At 73.3% G+C, this 19,752-nt stretch carries 19 protein-coding genes; 5 read left to right on the top strand and 14 right to left on the bottom strand.

All coding sequences use genetic code 11. From position 1 onward, the window contains the following. Positions 1-14: 14 nt before the first annotated feature. From deoC to BMW85_RS23705, 7 genes are all read right to left on the bottom strand, one after another. Positions 15-935 (bottom strand): deoxyribose-phosphate aldolase, encoded by a 921-nt coding sequence (gene deoC, locus BMW85_RS23735; RefSeq protein ID WP_245775019.1) that lies wholly within the window; start codon positions 933-935, stop codon positions 15-17. Next, complete coding sequence (locus tag BMW85_RS23730; protein ID WP_091085122.1) at positions 928-1,926, bottom strand: ABC transporter permease; 999 nt, start codon at positions 1,924-1,926, stop codon at positions 928-930. The genes deoC and BMW85_RS23730 overlap by 8 nt, the downstream gene beginning before the upstream one ends. Beyond that, positions 1,923-3,419: a sugar ABC transporter ATP-binding protein gene (locus BMW85_RS23725; protein WP_091085120.1), complete on the bottom strand. Its 1,497-nt coding sequence runs from the start codon at positions 3,417-3,419 to the stop codon at positions 1,923-1,925. Before BMW85_RS23725 ends, BMW85_RS23730 begins: the two co-directional genes overlap by 4 nt. Next, the gene (locus tag BMW85_RS23720; protein ID WP_091085117.1) at positions 3,416-4,351 is read right to left on the bottom strand and encodes a sugar-binding transcriptional regulator; all 936 of its coding nucleotides are present in this window, start codon (positions 4,349-4,351) and stop codon (positions 3,416-3,418) included. Before BMW85_RS23720 ends, BMW85_RS23725 begins: the two co-directional genes overlap by 4 nt. After that, positions 4,341-5,849 carry an FGGY-family carbohydrate kinase gene (locus BMW85_RS23715; protein WP_091085114.1) on the bottom strand — a complete coding sequence of 503 codons (1,509 nt, stop codon included), beginning with the start codon at positions 5,847-5,849 and terminating at the stop codon, positions 4,341-4,343. The genes BMW85_RS23720 and BMW85_RS23715 overlap by 11 nt, the downstream gene beginning before the upstream one ends. Positions 5,850-5,851: 2 nt before the next feature. Beyond that, positions 5,852-6,916 (bottom strand): galactitol-1-phosphate 5-dehydrogenase, encoded by a 1,065-nt coding sequence (locus BMW85_RS23710; protein ID WP_218155896.1) that lies wholly within the window; start codon positions 6,914-6,916, stop codon positions 5,852-5,854. Between the two features lie 67 nt (positions 6,917-6,983). Beyond that, the gene (locus BMW85_RS23705) at positions 6,984-7,973 is read right to left on the bottom strand and encodes a substrate-binding domain-containing protein (RefSeq protein WP_091085113.1); all 990 of its coding nucleotides are present in this window, start codon (positions 7,971-7,973) and stop codon (positions 6,984-6,986) included. A 309-nt stretch (positions 7,974-8,282) separates the two neighbouring features. Between BMW85_RS23705 and BMW85_RS23700 the strand changes: the two genes are divergently transcribed. After that, on the top strand, positions 8,283-9,872 hold the full coding sequence (locus tag BMW85_RS23700) for a pectate lyase family protein (RefSeq protein ID WP_091085110.1): 1,590 nt from the start codon (positions 8,283-8,285) through the stop codon (positions 9,870-9,872). Beyond that, positions 9,869-10,102 (top strand): hypothetical protein, encoded by a 234-nt coding sequence (locus BMW85_RS23695; RefSeq protein WP_091085108.1) that lies wholly within the window; start codon positions 9,869-9,871, stop codon positions 10,100-10,102. Before BMW85_RS23700 ends, BMW85_RS23695 begins: the two co-directional genes overlap by 4 nt. A gap of 71 nt (positions 10,103-10,173) precedes the next feature. Here the strand turns inward: BMW85_RS23695 and BMW85_RS23690 are convergent, their stop codons facing one another. From BMW85_RS23690 to BMW85_RS23665, 6 genes are read right to left on the bottom strand one after another with little or no spacing between them, the layout of a single operon-like run. Then, positions 10,174-10,614: a DUF8243 domain-containing protein gene (locus tag BMW85_RS23690; RefSeq protein ID WP_091085106.1), complete on the bottom strand. Its 441-nt coding sequence runs from the start codon at positions 10,612-10,614 to the stop codon at positions 10,174-10,176. 3 nt (positions 10,615-10,617) lie between these two features. After that, the gene (locus tag BMW85_RS23685) at positions 10,618-11,877 is read right to left on the bottom strand and encodes a hypothetical protein (protein ID WP_091085102.1); all 1,260 of its coding nucleotides are present in this window, start codon (positions 11,875-11,877) and stop codon (positions 10,618-10,620) included. A gap of 6 nt (positions 11,878-11,883) precedes the next feature. Next, positions 11,884-12,618, bottom strand: coding sequence for a hypothetical protein (locus BMW85_RS23680; protein ID WP_091085100.1), 735 nt, complete (start codon positions 12,616-12,618; stop codon positions 11,884-11,886). Beyond that, the gene (locus BMW85_RS49670; RefSeq protein ID WP_091085097.1) at positions 12,615-13,538 is read right to left on the bottom strand and encodes a DUF6895 family protein; all 924 of its coding nucleotides are present in this window, start codon (positions 13,536-13,538) and stop codon (positions 12,615-12,617) included. The genes BMW85_RS23680 and BMW85_RS49670 overlap by 4 nt, the downstream gene beginning before the upstream one ends. Further along, positions 13,535-14,146 carry a hypothetical protein gene (locus tag BMW85_RS23670; RefSeq protein WP_091085095.1) on the bottom strand — a complete coding sequence of 204 codons (612 nt, stop codon included), beginning with the start codon at positions 14,144-14,146 and terminating at the stop codon, positions 13,535-13,537. Before BMW85_RS23670 ends, BMW85_RS49670 begins: the two co-directional genes overlap by 4 nt. A 5-nt stretch (positions 14,147-14,151) precedes the next feature. Beyond that, the gene (locus tag BMW85_RS23665; RefSeq protein ID WP_091085093.1) at positions 14,152-14,472 is read right to left on the bottom strand and encodes a hypothetical protein; all 321 of its coding nucleotides are present in this window, start codon (positions 14,470-14,472) and stop codon (positions 14,152-14,154) included. A 218-nt stretch (positions 14,473-14,690) separates the two neighbouring features. On the opposite strand from BMW85_RS23665, the gene BMW85_RS23660 reads away from it, so the two are divergent. The 3 genes from BMW85_RS23660 to BMW85_RS23650 all read left to right on the top strand — a co-directional run bounded on the left by BMW85_RS23660 (position 14,691) and on the right by BMW85_RS23650 (position 18,805). Next, complete coding sequence (locus BMW85_RS23660) at positions 14,691-15,056, top strand: hypothetical protein (protein ID WP_143082378.1); 366 nt, start codon at positions 14,691-14,693, stop codon at positions 15,054-15,056. A gap of 165 nt (positions 15,057-15,221) precedes the next feature. After that, on the top strand, positions 15,222-16,373 hold the full coding sequence (locus tag BMW85_RS23655; protein ID WP_091085089.1) for a hypothetical protein: 1,152 nt from the start codon (positions 15,222-15,224) through the stop codon (positions 16,371-16,373). Then, the gene (locus tag BMW85_RS23650) at positions 16,370-18,805 is read left to right on the top strand and encodes a lanthionine synthetase LanC family protein (RefSeq protein ID WP_091085085.1); all 2,436 of its coding nucleotides are present in this window, start codon (positions 16,370-16,372) and stop codon (positions 18,803-18,805) included. Before BMW85_RS23655 ends, BMW85_RS23650 begins: the two co-directional genes overlap by 4 nt. On the opposite strand, the gene BMW85_RS23645 is transcribed toward BMW85_RS23650, so the two are convergent. Further along, the gene (locus BMW85_RS23645) at positions 18,771-19,733 is read right to left on the bottom strand and encodes a helix-turn-helix domain-containing protein (RefSeq protein WP_091085084.1); all 963 of its coding nucleotides are present in this window, start codon (positions 19,731-19,733) and stop codon (positions 18,771-18,773) included. The genes BMW85_RS23650 and BMW85_RS23645 overlap by 35 nt on opposite strands. Positions 19,734-19,752: the final 19 nt, after the last annotated feature.

The raw sequence follows: 19,752 nt of genomic DNA, 5'->3' as shown, positions 1-19,752 counted from the left end.
CTCCACGCCTCTCCCTAGTCGATGGTGTAGTAGTCGGGCCCGGAGTACTGGCCGGTGCCGAGCTTGGTCCGCTGCATGAGCAGGTCGTTCAGCAGCGTCGAGGCGCCCAGCCGGAACCACGCGGGGTCCAGCCAGTCGTCCCCGGCGATCTCCTTGACCAGCACGAGGTAGCGGATGGCGTCCTTGGTGGTGCGGATGCCGCCGGCCGGTTTCACGCCGGCCTGCCGCCCGGTGGCGGCCTGGTAGTCGCGGACGGCCTCCAGCATCACCAGCGTGACCGGCAGGGTGGCGGCGGGCGTGACCTTGCCGGTCGAGGTCTTGATGAAGTCGGCCCCGGCGTGCAGCGCCAGCCATGACGCGCGGCGTACGTTGTCGTAGGTGACCAGCTCGCCGGTCTCCAGGATGACCTTCAGGTGCGCCTCGCCGCACTGCTCCTTGACGGCGACGATCTCGTCGAACACCTTGGCGTAGTCGCCCGCCAGGAACGCTCCACGGTCGATGACCATGTCGATCTCGCTCGCCCCCGCCTCGACCGCGGTGGCCGTGTCGCTCAGCTTGACCTCCAGCGACGTGCGGCCCGCGGGGAAGCCGGTGGCGACCGAGGCGAGCCCGACCCCGGTGCCGGCCAGCGCCCGCGCCGCGGTGGAGATCATGTCGGGGTAGACGCAGAGCGCGGCGACCGAGGGCACGCTGGGGTCGGCCGGGTCGGGGCGCACGGCCTTGGCGGCCAGCGCGCGTACCTTGCCGGGGGTGTCGGCCCCTTCGAGCGTGGTGAGGTCGACCATGCGGATGGCGAGGTCGATGGCCTGCCGCTTGGCCGTGGTCTTGATCGACCGGGTGGCGAGGCCGGCGGCCCGCCGCTGGACGCCGACCTCGTCGACGCCCGGCAGTCCGTGCAGGTAGGCCCGCAACGAGCCGGGGATGGTGTCAGGCACGAGCGCCACGCCTCTCGATGAGCAGGTTGAGTACGAGGGCGACCAGCAGGATGAGGCCGGTCACCACCATCTGGAAGAAGGAGCCGAGGCCGAGCAGGTTGCACAGGTTGCGCAGCACCGACAGCAGCAGCACCGCGACGAACGTGCCGAACACCCCGCCCCGGCCGCCGAACAGGTTCGTTCCGCCGAGCACGACGGCCGCGATCGCGTCCAGCTCCAGCCCGTTGAACGCGGTGGGCTGGCCCACGGTCAGCCGGGAGGTGAGCAGCACCCCGGCCAGCGCGGCCAGCGCGCCCGACACGGCGAACACGGTCGTGATCACCCCGCGCACCGGCAGGCCGGAGAGCCGGGCGGCCTCCTTGTTGCTGCCGACGGCGTAGACGTACTCGCCGAAGGTGGTGCCGCGCAGCACCACGGCGGCGAGCACGGTGATCGCCACGAAGATGATGCCGACGATCGGCACGTAGCCGATGAACCCGCCGCCGAGGAGCTGGAACCCCTCCGAGCCGCCCGCCTCGGCGGGCTTGCCGTCGGTCAGCAGGTACGTGAGCCCGCGCACCGCCGTCAGCCCCGCCAGCGTGGTCATGAACGACGGCAGCGTCAGGTACGCCGACAGCCCGCCCATGAACGCGCCGAACACCGCGCCGGCCGCCACGCTGACGAGGATGGCCGGCAGCACCGGCACGCCTGACCCCATGAGCAGCGCGATCGTCATCCCGCCGAAGGCGGCCACGCTGCCCACGGACAGGTCGATGCCGGCCGTCAGCACGACCATGGTCATGCCGATGGCCACGATCCCGGTGAGCGAGGACTGCTGGAGCAGGTTGGCGATGTTGCGGCCGGTCAGGAACTGCGGCGCGAGCAGCGAGGCGACCACGCACAGGCCGAGGAAGACCAGCAGCAGGTTGGACTTGACGATCAGGTCCGCGCCACGGCGGGCGCGGGGGCGGCCTTCCTGGGCGGCGGTGTCGGCCACGGTGGAAGCTGTCATGGTGCGGCTCCTGTGATGACGGTGTGCGCGATGACGTTCTCGGGGCTGACCCGGGGGTCGAAGTGCGCGACGTTGCGGCCCTCGTACAGGACCTCGATCCGGTCGGCGTTGGCGGTCAGCTCGTTCAGCTCGCTGCTGGCGAGCAGGACGGCCACGCCCTGGTCGGCCAGGTGGCGCACCTGGCGGTAGAGGTCGGCCTTGGCGCCGACGTCGAGGCCGCGGGTGGGCTCGTCCAGCAGCAGGACCCTGATCCCGCCGCGGGTGATCCACTTGGCCAGCACGACCTTCTGCTGGTTGCCGCCGGAGAGCTGGCCGACGAGCTGGCCGGGGCCGGACGCCTTGACGCCGAGGTCGGCGAGCGCCGGCGCGGTCAGCCGGCGGCCGGTCCGGCCGGGCAGCAGCCACGGCGGCCGGCCGAGCGCGCCGACGGCGGCGTTGCGGCTCACGGACAGGCCCAGCATGAGGCCCTGTTCCTTGCGGCTCTCCGGCACCAGGGCGAGGCCGGCGCGGACGGCGGCGGCCGGGCTGGTGACCTTGAGCGGGCGGCCGTCCAGCCGGGCGTCCACCTGGGCCTTGAGGTCGCCGAACAGGGCGCGCAGCAGGGTGGTGCGGCCCGCGCCGCCGAGCCCGGCCAGCCCGACGACCTCGCCGGGCCGTACGTCGAGGTCGCGTACGTCGAGCAGCCCCGGCACGTGCGCCCGTTCGACGCGGAGCAGCGGCTCGCCCTTGGGGGCGGGCCGGTCGGTCGCGCCCACGAGCTCCCCGGCCTCGCCGATCATGGCGGCGACGAGCTCGTCCGGGCCGGTCGAGGCCAGGTCGTGCACGCCGACCGCGCGGCCGTCCCGCAGCACCGTGGCCCGGTCGCCGATCTCCATGACCTCGTCCATGCGGTGCGAGATGAAGATCACCGACCGGCCCTCGGCGGTGAGCGACCTGATGACCTCGAACACGGCCAGCAGCTCGCTCTCGCCGAGCGTCGCCGACGGCTCGTCCATGACGATCACGCGGGCGTCGGCCGTCAGCGCCTTGGCGATGGCGGTGAGCTGCTGCGCCGCGATCGGCAGGTCGCCGACGCGGGCGGTCACCGGGAAGGTCGCGCCCACCCGGTCCAGTGCCGCGCGGGCCAGCTTGGCGCGCTGCCCCCGCCGGACGAAGGGGCCGAGCCTGGGGGCCCGGCCCAGCAGCAGGTTCTGCGCCACGGTGAGGTCGGGCAGCAGGTCGAGCTCCTGGTAGATCACCGCGATGCCGGCCGCCAGCCCGGCGTGCGGGGTGGCCGGCGCGTACGGCTGCCCGTCCAGCAGGATCGTGCCCTCGTCCGGCCGGTACGACCCCGCGAGGATCTTCATCAGCGTGCTCTTGCCCGCGCCGTTCTCGCCGAGCAGGCAGTGCACCTCGCCGGGCCGCACGCTCAGCTCGACGCCGTCGAGGGCGACGGTGCCGGGGAAGCGTTTGACGATCCCGGTCATGCGCAGGCGTTCCGTGGTGGCCGTCATGCCGCCTCCAGCAGGTGTCGGGCGTTCTGGTCGTCGGTGATGAGCACGTCGCACAGCCCGCTCGACACCACCGCCCGGCACACCGCCCGCTTGGCCGTGCCGCTGACCAGTGCCACCGAGGTGGTGGCCGAGCGCAGCACGTCCAGGGACAGGCCGAGGGTGCGGCCGTCGAGGTCGGGGTCGACGATCTGGCCGCGCGCGTCGATGAAGCGGCCGAGCACGTCACCCACCGCCCCGGCGCGGGCGAGGCGGGCCAGGTCGTCCGCGTCGATCTGGCCGGAGTCCACCAGCACCGAGTCGCTGCCCATGCCGCCGGGGCTGTAGAGGAACAGGTCGGCCCGGGTGGCGAGGGCCAGCACGTCGGCGACGGCCCGGTCGCTCTCCAGCACCGCGCGGGTGCTCTGCTGCTGGAGGATCGCCGGCGCGGCCAGCAGTGTGGCGGTGCCGCCGCCATGGTGGGCGATCATGCTGGCCATGCTGTGCGCGCTGGTCGGCTGCCGTGAGCGGCTGAGCGCGCCGTTGATCTGCACCACGTGGACGCCGGTGGCCCAGCCGGGGGTCAGCCCGCCGGCCAGCCGGTCCAGGGTGCGGCCCCACGACACGCCGATCAGGCGGGGCGCGGGCCGCATCTCCATGAGGTGGTCGGCGCCGGCCGCGCCCACCCGGTCGCGGACCTGCTCGGGGTCGCCGTCGACCGAGACCACGACGGCGTCGCGGAGCGCGTACCGCTCCTTGATCGCCTGCTCCAGCGCGCGTACCCGGGAGCGCGGGTGCAGCACCTCGATGCGCACGATGCCGGCCTCTCGCGCCTCGGCCAGCATCCGGCCCACCTTCCAGCGGGTCAGGTGCAGGGCGTGCGCGATCTGCTCCTGGGTCTCGCCGTCCTCGTAGTAGCGCACGGCCACCTGGTAGAGCTGGTCGTCATCGCTCATGGCGGGCTCCGCTGAGCTTGTGGGAGATCTCCGTCGTGGCGGCCGTGGCCTCCAGGTAGTCGGCGTAGCCGGCCCGGTACGCCTGCGTGTGCGCGGCGGCCGGCTCGACGGTGCGGACCTTGGGCGCGTACGCGGCCGCCGCCTCCGCCAGCGAGGCGTGCCGCCCGGTGCCGGTCGCGGCCAGCACCGAGCAGGCCCGCAGCGTCAGGTTGTCGCCGGTGACCAGGTGGACCGGGCGGCCGAGCACGTCGGCGGTGGTCCGCAGCCACAGCTCGTTGTGCTGGATGCCGCCCGAGACGAAGATCTCCTCCACGGGGACGCCACCGGCGGTGAAGGAGTCGATGACCTGGCGGGTGCCGTACGCGACGCCTTCCACGGCCGCCCGGTAGACCTGCTCGGGGGTGCTGGCCAGGGTGAGGCCCAGCACCGCGCCCCTCAGCCGCGGGTCGCGCAGCGGGGTCCGGTTGCCCATGAAGTAGTCGAGCACGATCAGTCCGTGCTCGACCGGCGGCAGCTGCCCCGCCGCCTCGATGAGCCCGCCGATCTCGGCGCGCGGGCGGCCGATCAGGCCCTCACCGGTCCAGGCGAGGACCGAGCCGGCGCTCACCTGCCCGCCCTCGACCAGCCAGCGCCCGGTGCGCAGCGCGTCCGGGTACGGCCCCCACACCGTGGGCGGGAAGACCGGCTCGGCGATCTCGGTGACGAAGGCGTTGGAGGTGCCGCAGACGATCGACACCTGGCCCTCGTGGCCGCCGCCGATCGCCAGCAGCGACAGGTGGGCGTCGATCCCGCCGGACACCACCGTGGCCGGGCCGGTCACGCCCAGCTCCTCGCGGGCCGCCGCGGCGAGCGGCCCGACGGGGTCGCCGACGGGCACGATCTCGTCGGGGAGCTTGGCGGCCAGGTCGGCGACGCCGAGCTGCTCGTACAGGTCGTGCGGGAAGCCGGCGCCGCGCGGGTCGTAGTTGCTCTTGCAGACCGCGTTCATGCGCGAGCCGGCCCAGCGGCCGGTGAGCCGCCACACCATGTAGTCGACGGCCTCGACGATCCGCGCGGCGGCCCGGTAGGTCTCCGGCTCGTGCCTGGCCAGCCACATCGCCTTGGGCACCAGCCACTCGACGGCGTCGCTGCCGCCCGCGTAGCGGAGGACCGGGTGACCGGTCCGCGCGGTCAGCTCCGACTCCTCGCCGGCCCGGCCGTCCATCCACAGCAGCGCCGGGCGCAGCGGGCGGCCCCGCCCGTCGAGTACGGCCACCGTCGAGGCGGTGGTCGCCACCGCGACCCCTTCGACCTGCGGGCCGCCGGCCTCGGCGAGCGCCTGCCTGGCGGCCGACACGCTCGCCCGCCACCAGTCGTCCGGGTCCTGTTCGGCCCAGCCCGGCCGGGGGAAGCGGGTCGGGTACCGCTCGGCACCCGACCCCAGCAGCGCCCCCTCTGCGCCGTAGACCGCCGCGCGGGCGCCTTCGGTCCCCAGATCGAGGGCGAGGAAGGCAGCCATGCTCACTCCTCGTTCGGCAGGAAGAGAACCTTGGAGCTGAAGATGGAACGTTCCCCGAGAGCCGCCATGGTCTCCGGCAGGGCGTCCAGCCCCAGCTCGTGCGTGATCATGAACTTCCACGCCAGCTCGCCCGAGGCCAGCGCGCGGGCCGCGACCCGCCACTCCTCGCCGGGGAACGGCGCGGAGAAGGAGTTCCAGGCGCCGTGCAGGGTCACCTCGCGGCGCAGGAACGAGCTGAACGTGGCCTTCGGCAGCACCACGGGGTCGTGCGGGATGCCGATGAACACCGCCTCGCCGTGCCGGGCCGTCAGCGCCACCGCCTGATCAACCGTGGCGGGCACGCCGGCGGACTCGATCACGATGTCGTAGCCGTCGCCGGCCACCTCGGCGGCGGCCTCCGCGGCGGTCGCGGTGCGGGTGGCGCCCGCCTCGACCGCCATCGCGGCCTTCTGCTCGTTCAGCTCGACGACCAGCACGTCGGAGGCGCCGGCGAGCTTCGCCCACTGGACGGCGAACAGCCCGATCGGGCCCGCGCCCACCACCGCCACCCGGCGTCCGCCGCGCATCCTCGTCCGCCACAGCGCGTGCAGGGCGATGGCCGCCGGGTCCAGCATGGCCGCGGCCCGGGGGTCGAGGTCGGCCGGCAGCACCATGAGGTTCTCGTCGGGGACGGTGACGTACTGGGCGTACGCGCCGTCGCGGCGGCTGCCGAAGTAGCCGTAGTTCTTGCACAGGCTGAAGTGGCCCTGGCTGCACGGCTCGCAGGCGTGGCAGGGGATCAGCGGGGGGACCGTGACGAGGTCGCCCTCGCGTACCCGGCCCTTGGCGGCCAGACGGTCGCCGAGCCGGACGACGTGGCCCGAGAACTCGTGGCCGCAGATGATCGGGAAGTGGTAGGCCACTCCCGGGTGCAGCATGCGCGCGATGTCCGATCCGCACACTCCGCAGGCCGCCACCCGCACGAGCGCCTCGTCCGGGCCGGGCTCGGGGACGGGGACCTGCTCGACCCTGATGTCGCCCGGGGCGTGGAGCACCGCCGCCTGCATGGTTTCCGCCGTCTGGTACAACCGTCTCGCCTTCCTACTTTCGGATGCCTGGGCTCCGGGGCGCCCGGGTCGCGGGCGCCTCGGACCCCTACTTCGTGGATGCCTGGGCGAACTCGCCGTCGCCGACGTACCCGGCCGCGTTGGCCTTGTCGATCAGCTCGGTGCCCGCGTCGATGGAGGACTCGACCTGCTCGCCCTTCTGGACCTTGAGCACGGTCTCGATCGCCTTCGAGCCCAGGGAGATGGGGTCGTTGAGCGCGGTGGCCACGTACTGGCCGTCCGGGATCTGCTTGACCGCCTCCATGAGGCCGTCGACGCCGGAGACCAGGACCTTGTCCTTGCCGTTCTCCTTCAGCACCTGCATCGCGCCGAGCGCCATGTCGTCGTTGTGCGCGTACACGGCGGCGACGTCGGGGTGCACCTGGAGCAGGTCCTGCATCGCGGTGACCGCCTTGGAGCGGACGTAGTCCGAGTACGGGCCCTCCACGATCTTGATCTTGTCGTTGCCCGCGACGGCCTCGTGGAACCCGGCGCTGCGGTCGCGCGCGACGGCGCCGCCCGCGTCGCCGCGGATCTCGATGACCTTGCCGCCCTTGTCGCCGAGCGCCTCGCTCAGCCGCTTGCCGACGAGCGCGCCCATCGCCTTGTTGTCCCGGCCGACGTGCGCGACCGCGCCGTCGGGGACCGGCCGGTCCACGGTCACGACCGACACGCCGGCCGCCTTGGCCGCGGCGATGCCCGGCTGCACGCCCTGGGGGTCGACCGGGTTGACGAGCAGGACGTCGACCTGGCGGGTGATCAGGTCCTGGATGTCGTTGTTCTGCTTGGTCACGTCGCCGCCCGCGTCGGCGAAGTAGAGCGTGGCGCCCGCCTCCTTGGCGGCGGCCTCCGCGCCCTCGCGCAGTTGCACGTAGAAGGGGGACTGCTGGGTCGCCTGGCTGAAGCCGATGGCGACGGGGCCGGCGGACTTCTGGTCGCCCGCATCGGCGGACCCGCCGGGGTTCGAGGACACCGAGCAGGAGGTCAGCGCGGCGACCAGGAGGAGAGCGGGGATTGTGAGCAGCCGAAACTTACTCATAGGGGCCTCCGTATGTGACGTAGGTAACGCACCGTAAGTCGTGAATTAACCTCGATGCAACACTTGAGCCAAAGATTGCTCATATGAGCAGAGTTGGGGCCCTTGCCCTGTTCATCTGTTGATGGTCACAGCCGTTTTCGCAGGTCACAGCCGTATCGCCGGTCACAGGCGAGGCGCGGCATGAAAGTTTCATGGCGCGTTGACACTGAGGAAAGCGCTTTCCTACGGTGTGGGAGCGATGCGCACGCGCTGGGGGGACCCGGACGCAGGCCCACCGGGCCTGCCGGACCAGCAAGGAGTTCGGCTGTGATGAGCAAGTTCGACAGGAGAGCCGTGGCCGCCCGCGGGACGAGGACGAGACGGGCGGTCGTGGCACGGCTCGCCGCCGCACTGGCCGCGGTGACCGCCGCGGCCGCCGTCGGCACGGCCCTGCCCGGCCTCCAGGCGTCGGCGGCGACCGGCACCGTCACCGGCTACGCCAGCGCCAACGGCGGCACCACCGGCGGCGCGGGCGGGCAGACTGTGAGGGCCACCACGGGCACCGCGATCCACCAGGCCCTGTGCAACCGGGCCAGCAGCAGCACCCCGATCACCATCCAGGTCGAGGGGACCATCAACCACGGCAACACCGCCAAGGTGTCGGGCGGAAGCTGCAACACCGCCGCCGGCGTGATCGAGCTCAAGCAGATCAGCAACGTCACGATCGTCGGGGTCGGCGGCGGGGCCGTCTTCGACCAGCTGGGCATCCACATCCGCGAGGCCGGCAACATCATCATCCAGAACGTGACCGTCAGGAACGTCAAGAAGTCCGGCTCCCCCACCTCCAACGGCGGCGACGCCATCGGCATGGAGAGCGACGTGCGCAACGTGTGGGTCGACCACGTCACGCTGGAGGCGTCGGGCGGCGAGTCGGAGGGCTTCGACGGCCTGTTCGACATGAAGGACAACGTCCAGTACGTGACGCTGTCGTACAGCATCCTGCGCAACTCCGGCCGCGGCGGGCTCATCGGCTCCAGCGAGAGCGACCGCTCCAACGGCTACGTCACCTTCCACCACAACCTGTACGAGAACATCGACTCCCGCACCCCGCTGCTGCGCGGCGGCATCGCCCACATCTACGACAACCACTACGTGAACCTGCACGAGTCCGGCATCAACTCTCGCGCCGGCGGCCGCGCCAAGGTGGAGAACAACTACTTCGAGGACTCCAAGGACGTCCTCGGCACCTTCTACACCAGCGAGGCCGGCTACTGGCAGGTCGCGGGCAACATCTTCGACAACGTGACCTGGTCGAGCCCCGGCAGCGAGAACAACCCGGCCGGGCCGAACGTGCAGTCCAACACCTCCGTCAGCGTCCCCTACTCCTACAGCCTGGACACGGCGAGCTGCGTGCCGGACGTGGTGCGGCGGACGGCCGGGGCCAACAAGGGCCTGCAGGTGTCGAACGGCAGCTGCACGCCCCAGTCCCCCACCGCTTCGCCCACGTCGTCCCCGACGTCCACTCCCACGACGACCCCGACCTCGTCGCCCGGCGGGACCAACCTCAGCATCGGGGCCGGCTCCGACGGCTCCAGCAAGGCGAGCGGCACGAGCTACGGCAACGTGCGCGACGGCGACCTCAGCACCTACTGGTCGCCGTCCGGCTCGACCGGCGACATCTCGATCAAGTGGGGCTCGGCCACGACGGTCTCCAGGGTCGTCATCCGTGAGGCGGCCGGCTCCTCGGGCGCCATCGGCTCCTGGCAGCTCCTCAACGGCGGCACCGGCGCGGTGCTGAAGTCGGGCAGCGGCGCGGGCACCATCACCTTCACCGCCACCTCGCTCACCAAGATCACCTTCAGGATCACCGGCGCGTCCGGCACCCCGAAGGTCGCCGAGTTCGAGACCTACGCCTCGTGACCCGACCGGCCGGGGCGCGACACCGTCCCGCCCCGGCCGGCGCGCCGGCTCCCGACGAGTACGGGCCCGGCGGCTATCGGCAGGTGCAGGGGGTCTTCGTGACCGTCGACGTCCGCCACTGCAACGAGGAGCCGCCGAACGACGACCCGCACTACCCGTACAGCTTCCTCCTCGGCAGACGGTCGGACGGCGACCCGTGGAAAATCATCGACATGGGCGGGCTGGGCTAGCGGGTGCGCCTGACCGGTATTCCGCCTTCATCAGCTCGAATGGGCATGACGACTTGATTGTCGTTCCGGAGTCAGGCGTACAGGTAGTTGTGGGTCCAGTAGGAGCCGCTGAGGAATTCCCGGCCGCAGTTGAGGCAGGGCGCCGCGCGTCCTTCGTCGGCGAACTCGAAGAGATTGTGTTCACCGCTGAGGGTGTCGCGCAGCAGTTGCTCGTCGTGCAGCCGGCTCTCGACCGCGTGCACGACGAGATCGAGCGCGGTCGGCGTACGCCCGCAGGCGCATTCCGGGTGCCCCGAGGCGGGAATGACGAAGAACTCCTCGATCGAGAAGAGCGGCAGGCGCAGCAGGCCCTCGATGTAGCGGAGCTCGGCGGGCGGCGTCTCGACGACGATCGCCTGGCGGGCCAGCACGTCCGTGACTCGCCGCATCTCCTCGTCGTCGATCGTGACCGCGGATCGCGCGCCGCCGCGGCGGTGGTATTCCTTCAGCTCCTGAACAGCGGGGATGTTCATGGATCATCCTTTCCGGGGTCTCGCGCCGGCTTTTCTTCTCGCGAACGCCGCCGACCGCCACGCGGGCCGGGAAAGCGTCGTGACGGGGCCCGACAGTTCGCGGTGATGGACCTCGGCCTCGCGGTCCCCGTACAACATCGTGACGTTTATGCGGAGATTCTCGTACCCCGGGCGGAACCGCACCGCGTCGGTCGCGTGGAACAGGTCGGAATTGAAGACGACCGCGCGGTTCCGCCGGTACGGAATCGTCATGCTGCGCGCCCGCCGCTCCCGCAGGAAAGGCCGGATGAGGTCCGAACGGCCGTTGTAGGTGTCGAAGTCCCACGAAAGAGGCGCGTCGAGGTCGTGCACCACCAGCCCGCCCGATCCCGGGTCGAGATTGGCGCTGTCCGGGGTGATCCAGAAATTCACGTTGACGGCCGCGAAATCGGCGTGCGTGGTCGCGTCCGCGGGCAGTTCGGGGCCCGATTTGAAACCCCACATCTGGCGCAGCGGATAACGCTCGCCGATGAGCCTCGGCAACGCCTCGCGCAGCTCCTCGGCGATCTGCATCAGCAGCGGGCAGGCGAAGCCGTCCTGGAAGAACGCGCCCAGCCGGCCGTGCGCGTACCGGTTGCCGGACCAGATCGTCGAGTCCAGGCAGAAGCGGTACAGCCCGTCGAGGGCCTCGTCGGTGAGGAAACCGTCCACGAACACGACCCCCGGCGGGTTCGCCAGGTACTGTTCCTCGACCGCGGCGGGATCCCAGCGGGAGGACAGTGCGCGCGCCACCCGCGGCGTGTCCCGTACGTGGAGCAGGCGGTTGTAGGCGTCGGCGAGCACCGGGTCGGCGGCGGCGTCCAGCGGCTCGCGCGCGTCCGCGCCCCGGGCCGCGAGCCGGTCGTGCGCCCGCCGGTAGGCATCGATGACGGGCGCGTGCTCCTCGCCCAGTACGCCCTGGCGGCGCAGGTGGCCGAGCTGCTGCAGGTCGTGCCGGAGCTTGGGCACGCTCATGGGGACGGCCGCGCGCGGGGCCGGGCCGGAGCCGGCGCCCCAGCGCAGCTCGGCGGCGATCGCCGCGCACTCACCGGCCGCCGTGAGGTCGCGCCGCTCCAGCAAGGAGTGGAGCTGGTCCTGCATCCAGGCCAGACCGCTCTCGCCGGTGCTCAGCTCGGCCCGCCACAGGGGCAGCGCCTCGTCCCGCCGCCCCTCCTCCACCAGGCGCAGCGCCCGCTCCCTGCGGGAGGACGGGCCGCCCGCGTGGTCCTCGGTCCGGGTGCCCATGGGCGGTCAGCCGTACCCGAGGGCGCCGTTGTCCTGCAACTGCGCGGCGTAGCGGGCGAGCTCGTTGAGTGTCACCGCGGCGTACAGCGGGATGAAGGGGCCGATCACCGTCTCCTCCCGCTCGCGCATCCGCAGAGCGGTGAACGGGCTGCGGGTCGCGACGCCGGTGCCGGTCCCGGTGCCCGTCCCCGTGGTGTACGTGGTCCAGGTGACGGCGGTCAGCGTGCCCGCCACCTCGTCCCGCTCCACGGCGATGCTGTCGTGCTCCGCCTCCTCGGCGCTCGTCCCGTCGGCCACCTCCTCGTGCTTGAGGAACTGGGCCGCGTGCAGGTTGACGAGATAGTGCAGCAGGTCCTCGCTCAGCCCGCGCACGCCGGTCCCGGCCGCGCAGCCGGCGGCGAGCGCGGCCACGACGGCCCGGCCGCGGTGCTCGACGACCGCGTCGAGGAAGTCCGCGAGGAACACCTGCGTGGTCGGCACGTCGTCGATGTGGTCGTGCGCGTACTCCTGGAACCAGTGCAGCAGCTTCTTGTTCGCGAACACCGCGTAGATCAGCCGGTCGGTGACGGCCGTCTGGTCGGGCGCGAGCGCCTCGCCCGTCAGATACTCGGCCAGGATCTCAGAAGGCCCGGTGACGAACTGCTCGCGCAGCAGGAAGTCGCTCTCCATGGCCCGGAACAGCGCGTCGAGCCGCCTGACCCGGCCCGCCCTGGCGATGGTCCTGGAAGGTCTCTCGCTCATGTCCGCTCGCCTCCGATGAGCTCCGGTACGGGCGCGCCGCGCGTGGCCCACAGGCCGGTGGTGAGGGCGAGCAGCGTGACCAGGGTGGTGTGGTAGTCGCGCAGGAACCGCCGCCGCGGGTCGTCGCCGTCGGGCCTCGGCAGGTCGCCGCCGGCGCCCGCCGGGCCGGCGAACCCGCCGTCGGGCCGTGCGTGGGCCAGCAGCTCCGTAAGCTCCCGTTCCATGGGCGCGAGCCCCGCGCAGGCGGCGGTCATGACCAGCTCCGCGGCCAGGTCGTGGTTGCCCGACCCGCGCACGCACCGCCACCACCCGGGCAGCCACTGGGCCAGGTAGGCGACGGTGTCCGGGGGCAGCGCGGCCGGCCGCGCCCCGAAGTCCGTGAGGTAGAACACCTCGTGGGTCATCGGGTAGCCGGTGCCGTCGGAGATCGTCCAGGGCTCGGGCAGCGCGCCCAGCCAGCTCCCCCGCGCCGACGCCCGAGGCGGTTCCGCGAGGCCCAGCCTCGCCAGGTTGTGGCGCAGCGCGCTCTCGCGCCAGGCCGGGATCTCCAGCCCGCCGGCCAGCGCGGTGCCGGCCAGATGGGCGAACCAGGCGTGCAGGCGCTCGTCGTGGTGGCCGCACTCGTACGCGCTCGCGTACAATCCGACGCTCTCCACCAGCTCGGGGCGGGCGGCGGTGACGCGCAGCAGGCAGTCGCCGCGCTCGGCCTCGTCCCACGCCCACGTGACGAGGCGGTGGCAGCGCTCGCGCAGCGCCGGGTCGCGTCCGAGCAGCGAGGCCGTCAACGCCAGCTCGGAGAGCGGTTTGAGCAGCAGGACGAGCTCGTGCTCGTCACGCGCGTGCGCACGCACCCCGAACTGGCCGAGATGCCCTTCCACCCAGGAGAGCGCGGCCTCGGCCGGACCGCTCAGGGCCGTCATGACACGACCACCGTCGCCTCGCGCCCGGCAGGGTCACGTCCGGGGTCGCGTACGTACGCGAGCAGGCGCAGCTCCCACCTCAGCCCGGACGAGGAGAACGCGCCCGCCAGCGCGCCCAGGTGGGCGGCGGCCTGGTCGGCGAACCTCCGCACGGCCCGCTCCGCCCGGCCGTCCCCGCCGTCCCCGCCGCCCGCCGGCGCGCTGCCCGCCAGCACGGTGAGGGCTCGCGCGGCCGGCAGGTACTGCCCACGGTGCAGGAGCACGCAGGCGTCCCTGGCGACCTCGCACGGGTCCTGCCGCAGGGCGCCGTCCAGCGGGAGGCCGGCCGCGCGCGCCCGGCTGAGCAGACGGTACCGGTCGCCGTGCCCCTCGTCGTGGCCCTCGCCGGCGTCGTCGGGGATGCTCAAGGTCACGCCGAGGACCTGGTGGAGCAGCGTCCGCAAGGTCCGCCACTCCACGACGTGGGCGCGGGCCGGGGCCGCCAGCTCCCGGATCACGCGTTCCAGCGCTTGCCCGGCCGGCCGGTCCAGGCCCTCGACGCGCCAGCGCAGCAGCAGGTCGACGAGCCGGGCGAGCGGGGCGCCCTCCTCGGGCGCGTGCGGCACCACGCGCCCTATTCCTTCACCGACCGGCCGACGATGTGGACGTGCAGGCAGAAGTCGATGATCGGCCCGCGCACCTCGACTCCGGCGGACTGCAGTCCCACCTTGAGCCCGCGTACCGCCTCGAACTCGTCGCGGCTCAGCACCGCCTGCGCCGGGCAGTGCTCGTCGTCGTCCCGGCACTCCATGTCCAGCTCGCCGGCCTTGCCGACGAGCTTGGACAGGGCCTGGTCCTGCTCCTCGGTGAGGTCGAGGCGGCCGAGGTCCACGGAGAGCTCCGCGCCGCTCTCGAACCGCAGCGAGAGCTCCTGATCGTTCCGGCGAACACGCATGTCGTTCCACTCTCTAGAAGGGCCGGACCGGCCCTGACCGGCTATCTTGCCGACCGGGATCGGCCGGAAACGCGCCGCCGGAATGGTCTCGGGAAAGACTCGGGCAGGTGAGCCGGCGCTTCCGTCCCGAACGGCAAAAGAAGCGGGCGGCGCCCTGGCAGCGGCAGGAGAGGCGGGATAGCGTCACGAGTGACCGGCCGAGCATGGAGAGTGATCGCATGTCCTTCCGGGCGGACAGACTACGTGTTCAGCTTCCGTGCGGCGCGGAGGGCAGCCTCGTGGACGCCGCCGGAGACGAGGCCGCCCAGCCGGCGCTCGCCCGCGAGGGCACCTACATCTGCACGTGCTACCTCACGAACCTCGACTACTGCCACTGCTCGATCGTCATCACGCAGGAGCGGGCGCGACTGGTGAGCCCCGAGGCCCTGCCGCTGCTGAAGAAGCAGCTCGAACACCGCCTCGCGGAGGTGGATCTCCTGGCGGAGGCGGCCAAGAGACAGCTCCAGGCGCACCTCGACGACATCTCCCGCGCCGAGCAGGCGCTGCGTGAGCGCCAGGCGGAGGACCAGACCCACGGCGAGTGACCGCGACGAGCCGCCGTTCGTGCATCGGAGGGGTTCCCATGTCTTTCCAGGCGAGCAAACTGCGCGTGCAGCTTCCGGCCGACGGCGGGGACGAGCCGCCGGCGGCCCTGATGCACTCCGGCGCACTTGAACAGCGCCTGGCGGGGTCGTCGTCGTGAGAGCGTTGTGAGCGCCGGCCCCGTGGGGGAACGCACGTTCCGCGCCAACCCCCGCTACGAGCTCGTACCTGCCGAGCAGCCGCCCGAGGAGGACGACGGCGACTTCTACGGCGTCCTGCGGCCTCGGGGTGACTGCGGGCTCGCGGTGCGCTCGTGCTCGCCGGAGACGGCGCTGCTGTTCCTCACGCTCGCCGAGCCGGGCCGCGTTCCCGTGTTCGCCCGCAGGGCGCTCGCCGAGGACGGCGGGCGGGCCCTCGCCAGGCTCGTCGCCGACGGCGTGCTGGAGGTCCTGACCGACGAGGGCTTCCGATACGGGTACGCCGCCGCGGACGCGGTGCTGCCGGGGCGTTCGCGCGGCGGTCAGGGCCGGATCGCCGCGTTGTCCGTCGCGGCGCTGCGCTACGGCCAGGCGCTGGCGGACCTGCCGGCGGAGGCGCTGGCCGGCCGGCTCTACGGCTACGGTCACCAGCCCGTCTCGGCCGAGCTGCTGCACCGCCTGCCCGACGAGGCGGCCGTGGACGCCTATCTCGGAGGGGCGCCCGGCGGGCTGGGCGAGCGGGCCCGCACCGGCGGCTGGACGGAGACGACCGGCGACCTGGCCGGCCCGTCGCCCTGGCGGCACTGGTCCGTGGAGGCGGGGCGGCGCGGGTGGGGGCGGTCCGGGGTGACGTACAAGCTGTACGTCAGCCCTTCGGCCGAGGCGATGCCGGCGGCGCTGGCCGAGATCACCGGCGGCCTCGCCAGGACGCCGGGCGTGACGGGTTTCAAGACCGCTCGCGAGGCCGCGGGGATCTGCCGCCCCGACAAGATCGTCATCTATTTCGACCGGCTCGACGACCTGCGCGAGGGCGCGTCCCTGCTGGCCGGGCGGGTGGGCGGGATGGCCGCGCACGGCGTCGCGTTCAGCGCGGCGGTCACCCTCGACGGGCTGGTGTCCTGGGGCGCGGACCCGCCGCGCGCGGGCGCCCAGGCCACGAGCTGGCGGATGTGGGTGGCCGGCCGGCTGGCCGAACATCTGGTCACGGCGCGTACGGCGCACTCGGGCATGCCGCCCTGGCGGTTCGCCCTGGAGCGGCTGCGCCTGTCCGGCGTCGACACCGACACGTGGGTGCCGACGGACGGCATGTGGAGCGAAGCCGCGAGGGAGGGACACGGATGACGGTGCTCGGGCCCTTCGTGCTGCCGGGAGACGTGGTCGTGGCGCCGGTGGCCGGGCTGCCGCCCGAGCTGCGGGAGCGGATCGAGCACCGGCCGGGCGACTACTGCGTCACCCGGCCGCGCTCGCGCGCCACCACGAGTGTCATCGACGAGGGCACCGCCTCGCTCCTCGAACGCTTCCGCGAGCCGACCACGATCGTGGACGCCGTCATCACCTTCAGCTCGGCCACCGGGCTCGAACCCCGGCGAACGCTGGACGAGGTCTTCCCCGTCCTCGCCGGCTTCGTCAGGGACGGCCTGCTCCTGCCGGCCGGGTCCGCGCTGACGGAGCCCATCGAGGCGGCGCTCGGGCCCGGCGACGTCGTCGGGGACGCGGAGATCGTCGAGACGGTGCAGGTCCTGCTCGACACGGAGGTCCACCTGGCCCGCCTGCCCGGCGGCTCGCCCGCAGCGTTGAAGATCGCCAGGGAGGGCTCGGAGGGCGACCTCGTTCCCCTGCTGCGCCGCGAGGCGGCCGTTCTCCGTCTCCTCGACGGCCGCGCCGGGCCCCGGCTGCTCGGCTCCGGTGAGCACGCGGGCCGTCCGTACCTGCTGCTGTCCTGGGTCGCGGGCGTGGACGCGCACGACGCGGCGGACGAGGCCCGCAGGCTCGGCGGGCCCGAGGGCGTCGGCGCCCTGCTCGGCCTGGTGGAGCGGGTCGTGGCCGCCTTCGCCGCCCTGCACGCGCTCGGGGTGCTGCACGGGGACGTGCATCCCCGCAACGTCCTGGTAGGCCCTGATCAGGAGGTCGTGCTGCTGGACTTCGGCCTCAGCGCCCATCATGGGGCCGGTCCTGCGCGGCCGCGGGGCGGCGGCGTCGACTTCTTCCTCGAACCGGAGTCCGCCCGCGCCCGCCTGGCGGGGCGGTCCGGCGAGCCTCTGACGGCGGCCGGCGAGCAGTACGCCGTCGCCGCGCTCGCCTACCTGCTGCTGACCGGCGCCCACACCCACGCCTTCTCCCTCCATCCCGAGCACATGCTGCGCCAGCTTCGCGACGAGCCGCCGCTGCCGTTCGCGGGCCACGGCGCGGCGGAGCTGCCGGCGACCGAACGGGTCCTGCGCCGGGCGCTGGCGAAGAGCCCCGGCGACCGCTACCCGTCGCTCGCCGCCCTGTCGCGGGCCCTGCGGACCGCCGCGCGCGCGGACCAGACGGCGACGGGCCCGATGGCGGGCCGGGCGGCGGGCGGGCCTGAGCGGGCGCTGCTCGATCGGGTGCTCTCCCGGCTCGACGTGCCAGGCCCGCTGTTCGACGGCGGGCTCGTGCCGCCGACCGCGTCCCTCATGAACGGCGCCGCCGGCTTCGCCTACGCGCTGCTGCGGATCGCCGAGGCGCGGGCGGACGGGCACCTGCTCGCGCTCGCCGACGCCTGGGCGGTGCGCGCCGCGGCGGCCGCCGCGGCCGGCGGGGAGGCGGGTGCGGCGGCGTTCGTCAACGAGAGCCTCGGCATCGTGCCCGAGCTCACGGGTCGCGGCTCGCTCTACCACCAGGTCAGCGGCGTCCACCTCGTCCAGGCCCGCGTCGCAACGGCGCGGGGCGACGCGCGCTCGCGGGACGCGGCGGTGGAGGCGTTCCTGGGGGCGGCGGAGGCGCCCTGCCCCGAGCTCGACCTCGCCTTCGGCCGCTCGGGGCTGCTGCTCGGCTGCGCGACCCTGCTGGAAGGGTGCGTGGGTCCGGCCCTGGAGGGGAGGCTGCGGGCGTCGGGTGCGAGGCTCAGCGAGTCCGTACGCGCCGACCTGACCCGCGCCGCCCCCGTCGCGGACGGGCACCGGCTCGGGACCCTCGGCGCCGCCCACGGCTGGGCGGGCTGCCTGTTCGCCCTCCTGCGCTGGGCGCGGGCGTCGTCCTCGCCGCCGCCCGAAGGGGTGATCGGCTTCCTCGACCAGTTGGGGGCGCTCGCCCACCCCGCGGGCCGGGGCCTGCTCTGGCCGGTCAAGGCGGGCGGCCCGCGGCCGGATCCGCTGCTGGGCGCGAGCTGGTGCAACGGCACGGCCGGGCTCGTGCCCCTGTGGTGGCTGGCCCACGAGCTGACCGGCGAGCACCGGTACGAGGAATGGGCGCGGGGGGCGGCGTGGAGCGCGTACGAGGCGCCGCTGCCCGGCCCCGCCGACCTGTGCTGCGGCCTCGCCGGGCGCGCGTACGCGCTGCTCGCCCACCATGCCAGGACCGGGGACCCGACCTGGCAGGCCAGGGCCAGGCTGCTCGCGGCGCACGCGGCGACGCGGGTGCGCGAGGCCGCGCAGCGGCCCGACAGCCTCCACAAGGGCGAGGTCGGGGTCGCGCTGCTGGTGGCCGAGCTGGACACGCCGCGCTGGGCCCGGATGCCCCTCTACGAGGGCGACGGCCCGCTCTCGGGGGCGCTCACGCCGCCTCCGCGCGGGCCTCGCTCGGGGTGAGGCCGAAGCGGGAGCGGAAGAGCCGGGCGAAGTGCGCCTGGCTGGAGAACCCCCACCGGTGCGCGACGTCGGCGATCGTCGTCTCCCGCGCCCCGGGGCCGGTGAGCTCCTGATGCGCCCTGGCCAGGCGCCGCTCCGTGATGTGCCGGGCCGGGGTGCGCCCGGTCGGCTCGAAGATGCGCGCCAGATGGCGTACGGAGATGCCCATGACCCCGGCCACCTGCGCGGCCCCGAGACAGGGGTCGTGCAGGTGGCGTTCGATGTAGTCCTCGGCCACGATGAGCTGCGAGCGGTAGGAGTCGGGCCGGGGCCGGCCGCCCGTGCGCTCCTCGGCGAGCTGCCTGAGCAGGTCGAGCACGGTCCGCTCGGCGCCGGCGGGGTCATGGTCGCCGCGCAGCGCGGTCAGCCCGCCGAGCAGGGAGCCGAGCGCGGCCACGAGCGCGCCCTCCCGCGCCGTGCCGCGCCCGAAGAGCATCGGCCCCGGCAGCTCGCCGCCGACGCACGCCCGCGCGAACAGCCCGCGCGGCACGTCCACGAGGATCTGCCGCATCGAGGAGGAGAACCCGAACAGGTAGGGCCTGCGCGTGTCGTAGACGACGAGCTCCCCCGCCGTGGCCGCGAGGCAGCCGTTCTCGTGCAGGAACACGGCCTCGCCCTTGAGCAGCAGGGTCGCGAACACCGAGTCCTTGGGCGCCGACCTGACGGTCTGCGGGCTGCGCTCGATCGCGTGGGCGTTGCCGGTGATGTCGGCGAGCCGCAGCCCGCCCAGCCCGAGGTTGGTCTGCCTGGCGAGCAGGCCCTGCTCCGAGTACGAGGTGCAGGACAGGCCGACCAGCGCCTTGCGGTTGTATTCCTCCCAGTAGCCGATGCGCTCGCCGGGTTCGAGGTGCTCGGTGGTGGCCTGGGAGATCACGGAGAGGGCGGACATGCGACCTCCTGATGTTCGT

This window comes from Nonomuraea wenchangensis (genome assembly GCF_900111685.1).
GTDB lineage: Bacteria > Actinomycetota > Actinomycetes > Streptosporangiales > Streptosporangiaceae > Nonomuraea > Nonomuraea wenchangensis.
The sequence above is the reverse complement of the archived record's forward strand: the minus strand, read 5'-3'. Positions and strand labels throughout refer to the sequence as shown.